Genomic DNA, 1,032 nt, shown 5'->3' on the forward strand with positions numbered 1-1,032 from the left:
TCGCTGGTGGGGTAGCCCAGCCGGCCGTTCTCCCAGCCCTGCCCGGCCCAGGCGTCGCGGATCGCTCCCCGCACCAGCCGGGCGCCGGTGGTGGAGGTCCAGTACACCGAGCCGCCCTGGAAGTGGGCGAACCGCCCGCCTCCGGCCAAGGTGGTGACGTCGGTGGTCGGGTAGCCCAGCACCCCGGTCTCCCAGCCGGTCGCGGCCCACCGGTCGCGCACCGCGCCGGAGACGATCCGGGCGCCGGTGGCCTGCGTCCAGTAGATCGAGCCGTGCTGGAAGTGGGCGAACCGCCCGCCGCCGGCCAGCGCGGTGACGTCGGTGGTCGGGTAGCCCAGCGCCCCGTTCTCCCAGCCGGACGCGGCCCACCGGTCGCGCACCGCGCCGGAGACGATCCGGGCGCCGGTGGCCTGCGTCCAGTAGATCGAGCCGCCCTGGAAGTGGGCGAACGCCCCGCCCCCGGGCAGCGGCAGCACGTCGGTGGTCGGGAAGCCCAGCGCGCCGGTCTCCCAGCCGCCGCCGGCCCACCGGTCACGCACCGCCCCGGTCACGATCCGGGCGCCGGTGGCCTGCGTCCAGTAGATCGAGCCGTGCTCGAAGTGGGCGAACCGCCCGCCCCCGGGCAGCGCCAGCACGTCGGTGGTGGGCAGCCCCAGCACCCCCGAGGGCCCGCCGGCGGCGGTGAACCGCTCCCCCACCGCCCCGGTGAGCACCCGCGCCCCGGTGGCGGCCGACCAGTAGATCGCCCCGCCCTGGAACGACGCCGCCCGGCCACCACCGGGCAGGTCGACGACATCGGAGGTCGGGTAGCCCAGCACCCCGTTCTGCCAGCCCGTGGCCGCCCACCGCTGCCGCACCGCACCGGTCACCACCCGGGCGCCGGTGGCCGGCGACCAGTAGATCGAGCCGTTCTCGAAGTGCGCGAACGCACCTCCGTCGGGCAGCGCCCGCACCCCCGTGGTCGGGTAGCCCAGCTCGCCGGCGGGCCCGCCGGCGGCGGTGAACCGGTCACGCACCGGCCCGTGCAGGGCG

At 77.2% G+C, this 1,032-nt stretch carries 1 pseudogene; it reads right to left on the reverse strand.

Annotation, left to right across the window (positions count from 1 at the left end):
• Window positions 1-1,016: pseudogene (locus tag E9549_RS22805) on the reverse strand (hypothetical protein); the annotation flags it as partial.
• Window positions 1,017-1,032: the final 16 nt, after the last annotated feature.

The organism is Blastococcus sp. MG754426 (genome assembly GCF_021699055.1).
Classification (GTDB): domain Bacteria; phylum Actinomycetota; class Actinomycetes; order Mycobacteriales; family Geodermatophilaceae; genus Blastococcus.